We start from the raw sequence: 362 nt of genomic DNA, 5'->3' as shown, positions 1-362 counted from the left end.
ACATAGTAAGGGACAGCTAATACATCTTGTGAACTCATCCATTGACGATGCTCTCGGCCAAATTTATCCGTGTAACTTTGCACGTAGCCGCCAAATTTCACACGTTTTGCATGTTCTGGCGCGCTTAGCTCCCATGGGTGCCCTTCGCGCAGCCAGTTATCTGGTTGCTCAATTTGGTTACCATCTTTAATTGATTGGTTAAACATGCCGTATTCGTAACGAAGGCCATAACCAATGACAGGTAACGCTAGACTTGCACAGCTATCTAAAAAACAAGCAGCTAGGCGGCCTAAACCACCGTTACCTAAACCTGCGTCGTGCTCGGCGTCTTCAATTGTTTCTATTGTTGTGCAGTATTCTTG

General features: G+C 45.9%; 1 protein-coding gene. It reads right to left on the bottom strand.

The annotated features are described in order from the left end of the window. Positions 1–362, bottom strand: a 362-nt coding sequence (locus AAEY57_RS19495; RefSeq protein WP_350608605.1) for a glycogen/starch/alpha-glucan phosphorylase, incomplete at both ends; no start/stop codon positions are given.

It is taken from the genome of Pseudoalteromonas sp. MER144-MNA-CIBAN-0113 (assembly GCF_040308965.1).
Classification (GTDB): Bacteria; Pseudomonadota; Gammaproteobacteria; order Enterobacterales; family Alteromonadaceae; genus Pseudoalteromonas; species Pseudoalteromonas tetraodonis.
Note: the sequence above shows the minus strand (reverse complement) of the source record. Positions and strands in the feature narration are given on the sequence as shown.